This is a genomic window from Psychrobacter sp. FME13 (genome assembly GCF_014861395.1).
Taxonomy (GTDB): domain Bacteria; phylum Pseudomonadota; class Gammaproteobacteria; order Pseudomonadales; family Moraxellaceae; genus Psychrobacter.
In genome coordinates this window covers 1-5,529 of sequence record NZ_RRYV01000183.1, presented here as the reverse complement: position 1 = coordinate 5,529, position 5,529 = coordinate 1, and the positions used below count along the sequence as shown (strand labels likewise).

General features: G+C 42.8%; 5 protein-coding genes. 1 reads left to right on the top strand and 4 read right to left on the bottom strand.

What is annotated here, in order from left to right; genetic code table 11:
• Positions 1-186: 186 nt before the first annotated feature.
• Positions 187-1,890 (bottom strand): AMP-binding protein, encoded by a 1,704-nt coding sequence (locus tag EI164_RS14350; RefSeq protein WP_192520606.1) that lies wholly within the window; start codon positions 1,888-1,890, stop codon positions 187-189.
• 169 nt (positions 1,891-2,059) lie between these two features.
• Positions 2,060-3,175: a DNA topoisomerase IB gene (locus EI164_RS14345; protein ID WP_192520605.1), complete on the bottom strand. Its 1,116-nt coding sequence runs from the start codon at positions 3,173-3,175 to the stop codon at positions 2,060-2,062.
• Between the two features lie 287 nt (positions 3,176-3,462).
• Between EI164_RS14345 and EI164_RS14340 the strand changes: the two genes are divergently transcribed.
• On the top strand, positions 3,463-3,810 hold the full coding sequence (locus EI164_RS14340; protein WP_225739321.1) for a GNAT family N-acetyltransferase: 348 nt from the start codon (positions 3,463-3,465) through the stop codon (positions 3,808-3,810).
• 111 nt (positions 3,811-3,921) lie between these two features.
• Here EI164_RS14340 and EI164_RS14335 read toward each other — a convergent pair whose 3' ends face one another.
• Together EI164_RS14335 and prfB are read right to left on the bottom strand one after the other, a co-directional pair.
• The gene (locus tag EI164_RS14335) at positions 3,922-4,206 is read right to left on the bottom strand and encodes a pyrimidine/purine nucleoside phosphorylase (RefSeq protein ID WP_192520603.1); all 285 of its coding nucleotides are present in this window, start codon (positions 4,204-4,206) and stop codon (positions 3,922-3,924) included.
• A gap of 44 nt (positions 4,207-4,250) precedes the next feature.
• Positions 4,251-5,346, bottom strand: a protein-coding gene (gene prfB, locus EI164_RS14330) for a peptide chain release factor 2 (protein WP_192520602.1) whose coding sequence is annotated in 2 segments (ribosomal slippage) — positions 4,251-5,273 and positions 5,275-5,346 — 1,095 coding nt in all. Because the reading frame shifts where the segments join, the coding sequence is not laid out codon by codon here.
• Between the last annotated feature and the right edge of the window lie 183 nt (positions 5,347-5,529).

The window sequence follows — 5,529 nt, the reverse complement described above, 5'->3', positions numbered from 1 at the left end:
GAGTAAGGCGTTGCTTATTTTTTTCAATGTTTTCTCAATTCTATACAGCCCCTAGTACTTTAATTAGTATTTTTAGTAAATTATTTCTTGATTTTCCTAATGAATTGATACGTTGACGTACTGATACTTAATCTTTAATTCAGTCGCCAAACACTATAATAACTACTGTCATAAACACTGTCATCGCTAAGCTAATGATAAACTTCGTAGTAAAAATCGCTGGATTTTACCACTAGGCGTTTTTGGTAACTCTGTCACAAACTCGACCTCGCGCGGATAAGCATGAGTAGATAGACGTTTGCGTACCAGTTCTTGGATTTCTTTGGCAATGTCATTACTACCCTCGATGCCGTCTTTTAGCACCACATAAGACTTAATAGTATGACCACGTACTTTATCTGGCACACCTACCGCTGCCGACTCTGCGACTGCTGCGTATTCGAGTACCGTGTTTTCGACATCGGTGGGTCCGACGCGATAACCTGCAGTAATAATGATGTCATCATCACGCCCTGAAAACCAATAACTGCCATCACTATGGCGCTCGACCACATCGCCTGTCAGATAGTAGTCACCTACAAAGGCTTGTTTTTCATTCCAACTATAACCGCGGAAATAAAATGCAGGTGACTGACTGACAACGACTGCTAACTGCCCTTGTTCACCATCTGGCAATACATTCATATCGTCATCTAATACCACTAGTGTATGCCCTGGTAGCGCCATACCCATCGACCCAGTAGGGCACTCATGTGCTAATGCATGATGTGCGCAGCAAGTCATACCAGTTTCTGTTTGCCCATATTGGTCTTTTACTTGGCACTCTAGATAGGTTTCAACCCAGTTGACAACTTCTGTATTCAACGTCTCGCCTGCCGAATTGGCACAACGTAAAGACAGCTTGCTGGTGATATCGTCACGATCATCCTCAAACACACCGCTAGATTTCATCATACGAAAGGCTGTTGGTGAAGACGCCAAATTAGTAATCTTGTGACGCTCCATGAAGCCACGCGTATTAATCGCGTCAAACCCCGCTTCATTAAAATAAGTGGTGACGCCTAATAGTAGCGGTCCTGTAATGGCATAGTACAAGCCATACGCCCAACCTGGATCTGCCATGTTCCAATATTGATCATCTTCGCGTAGGTCGATGGCGTAGCGCATATATAAATAAAAAGCAGACAATGCCGCTAACGGCACGCTGACACCTTTTGACTTACCCACCGTACCAGAGGTAAACATTTGCAAGAATGGTGCATCAGTATTGAGCGACAAAGGTTCTAAAGTTTTTGACTGCGCTGACATTGACTCAGCATAATGCTCATCACCCCAAGTCTCAGAATCCACAGCGCTACCCACCAATACCATTTTGGTTTGCTCAGCCAAATCTTCAAACTTGTCACGGTTTTCTTGATTGGTAAAAACAACTTTGGTATTCGCTTTGTCCATTCGATATTTAATCGAATCATAACCAAAGGCAGTAAATAACGGTTGATAAACTGCGCCAATACGCCATGTTGCTAATACAACGATGAGCAACTCAGGTGTGCGTGGTAACATGGTTGCAACTTGGTCACCAACCTGTACGCCATAAGACAGTAATAAATTAGCAACTTGCGCACTCGCTACATCTAGCTCAGCAAAGCTCATACGAGTCACCTTTCTGGCAGTATCTTCATGCACCAGCGCGATGTTATCACCGCGACCATCACGTACGTGACGACCACAGCATGCCATATAAGCGTTTAATCGATCATCAATATGCTTGCCAAATATTTCTGACAGCAGCGATTCCCTATCAAAATTATTATAGTAATCGGTATAGTTTTTTGGTGTGATCGTAGTGTTTACATCAACGTTTGTAGCAGTAAGAGTGGCGGTATTCATAAGCTAATCCTTTAGCAAAATCGAGTAATAAATAAAACGCGTATTACGAAATGATCACATCCTATAGACCATCTAATATGTACTATTAGTAACGCATATTTATAATTATTTCAATACATAACGTATCATTTTTATAAATTAGTCATTTACGGCTTATAGCTAATTCCATTTAAATACTAAGAAAACCAAGCAGTGCTTTTTCTTCACAGCTTTGATACTCTTTAGTGCGTCCGCGACGGTATTTTTTGTACGCATCAAAGAACTGCCCTGCCAAAAACTGCTCAATAATAATCGGATGAATATAAGAGGCGCGGCAAACCGTAGGCGTGTTGCCTAGATCCTCTGCTACGCTTTTGACCATATCGACAACCAGCTGTTGGCGCTCAGCGCTTTTGGACTCAGTAGCCAATATGTCTTTGCCAACCGTCGTTTGTAGCTCGTCGTATAAATAACTGGCTGCGAGGACACTGGCCATCCACGTGCGAAAATCTTTTGCACTATACAACTTGCTTTCGCCATCCGTATCACACGTATGCATTCGCAAGTAGTCGTTGATATCGCTACTATCGACAACTTGCTTAACACCATCATCGTCTATATATTTAAAAATATGATAACCCGGTAATTCAGAACATGCCTGTACGATGTCAATCAAGCGCTCATCCTGCAATTCAATATGATGCTCTTTTGCACTTTTTCCGACAAAATCAAATGCCAATCCATAGTCCGTTTCACTAACATGTTTACTTCGCAGCGTACTTAGACCATAGCTTTTATTAAGCTTGGCATAACGACTATTACCCACACGGATTAATGTGGTTTCTAATAACTTAATAACCGCCGCTAGCACATTAGCGCGTGACAAGGGCGTAGCTTCTAAATCTATCTCAACCTGAGCGCGTAGACGTGGCAGCGCCTCGGCAAAGCCAATCATCGCATCGAACTTCGCTCGATCCCTTACGCGATTCCATTCTGGATGATACAGATATTGCTTGCGCGACTTGTCATCACGCCCTGTCGATTGTAGATGCCCCTTTTCATCCTGGCATATCCACACCTCTGACCACATCGGTGGTATAACCAACGCATCAAAACGCTTGCGCAACGCCCTATCTTTTACCGTCTGTCCATCGGCATCTTTGTAAGTAAAACCGCGACCCCAGCGCCGACGCGTAAACCCAGGCTCATCGTCGCTGACATAACGCAAATTCGCCAAACGAGCCAAATGTTCATAGTCGTGGCGTGCATCTATGTGTGTATCTGTCTGATGATTTGCCTGAACCATAAAATTATCCGTCTTATAAACTAGTCGTTTTAGCATAATTAATGACAGCAGTTTTTACTGTTTGCTTGGCGCAGAGAATGTGTAAGGCTCTGTAAAATTGAGCGGATGGCAGGGTTATCAATTATGAGTTATTAAGTCATAATTGATAACCCTATTCATTAATCGATCTGAGTAAAGCATCATGAAAAGCCCTTCTATAAAAATCACGCCATTGTTCCAATGCTGATTACGCTAACTGGTTAGATTTGTGGCAACGTTATTTGACATTCTATGAGACCAGTTTGCCCATGAGCACGACTGATGCAACATGGCGCAATTTACTAGATAGCAATGTGGCTATTTATGGGTTTACCGCATGGCGGGATACTAGGTTGGTAGGTATCACTCATGTGGTGCTGCATCCCAATACATGGGATACCACGGAATGTTGTTATTTAGAAGACCTATACGTTAATGAGTCTGTTCGTGGACAGGGTGTCGGGCGCGCATTAATTGAACAAGTATATGACTTTGCACGCCAGCAAAACTGCAACCGTGTGTATTGGACAACGCAAGAAGGCAACACAACCGCGCGCAACCTGTATGACACCATTGCCACTCAAACTGATATGGTGCAGTATCGTAAAAACTTATGATTTATATCATCTGTCTTATGAGTAAACATAAATGAGCAAATAAAAAACGCCAAGCATTGGATGCTTGGCGTTTTCTTATTCATACCATTTTAGATTAAAAAATCTTAAATATTATTTACCGTATACACATAAGTAAGCGGTTTCTACTTCTACTTTTACTTGAAACTTTTGATTGGCTTCAACGGTGAACTGCTCGCCAGCATTAAAGGTTTGCCACTCGCTAGATTGTGGTAATTTAACGGTTAAAGCACCACTGACCACGCTCATGGTTTCAAATTCGCTCGTACCAAACTCATACTCACCAATTTCCATGACGCCAACAGTCGCAGGCTTAGTCGCTGTCTGAAAGGCAATAGACGTCACTTTATCATCAAAATAACTATTAACGCTTGGCATAATTTTCCTTAATTAATTGTTGGTTAGTACTTTAAAATTGTCTTTTATAGTCCAGCTTTTAGACTGGCTTCGATAAACTGATCGAGGTCACCATCTAGCACAGAACCAGTGTTAAAGGTCTCGACACCAGTACGCAAGTCTTTGATACGCGAATCATCGAGCACATACGAGCGAATCTGACTACCCCAGCCCACATCAGACTTATTGTCTTCAACTGCTTGCTGTTTTTCCATACGCTTTTGCATCTCAAGCTCATACAATTTAGCACGTAGCATTTTCATCGCAGTGGCTTTGTTACCATGTTGGCTACGCTCATTCTGGCAAGTCACGACGACACCGCTTGGCTCATGCGTGATACGTACCGCAGAATCTGTGGTGTTCACATGCTGACCACCCGCACCAGATGAGCGATAGGTATCAATACGCAAATCAGCCGGATTGATATCAATATCGACATTATCGTCAATCTCAGGTGACACAAACACCGCAGCAAATGAGGTATGACGACCATTATTACTATCAAATGGTGACTTACGGACTAAACGATGCACACCGATCTCGGTACGCAACCAACCAAAAGCATAATCGCCTTTAATCTCAATCGTGGCTGACTTAATACCAGCGACGCTACCTGATGATACTTCAATGACATCAACCTTGAAGTCATGCGCTTCAGCCCAGCGGGTATACATCCGCAGCAGCATCTCTGCCCAGTCTTGCGCCTCAGTACCACCACTACCTGATTGGATATCCAAATAACAGTTGTTTGGATCCATCTCACCACTGAACATACGGCGAAACTCTAAATCTGCCACTCGCTCTTCAGCGCTATCTAGCTCGCCCTGAACATCAGCGAGCAATGACTCGTCTTCTGCCTCTACTGCCAGCTCTAGCATGGCAGACGCATCTTCTAGTGTCGTCTCAAGCGAAACCACCACATCGATGACACCATCCAGATGACTTTTTTCTTTATTAATCTTGGTTGCGCGCTCTGGATCGTTCCATAGCTCGGGGTTTTCTAATTCTAAATTGACTTCTTCTAAGCGTTCTTGCTTACCATCGAAGTCAAAGATACCTCCGCAAGTCCTGCCCACGCTCAGATAAGTCTTTGATTTTTTCTTGATACGGATTAATTTCCATAAGTGTTCCTGTATTTTTCTAATAAAAATAAATATCTAAATGATATGCCGCTATTTTAAATGAGATTGACACTGAATAGTTGGCTAATTATTGCCTATACTCATTGCTGACTATAATGGCTGCGACCCTTGACATACTCCCACCACTTTCGCAAAGCTCAAGTGGGGGATTCTAAAAGCAAAT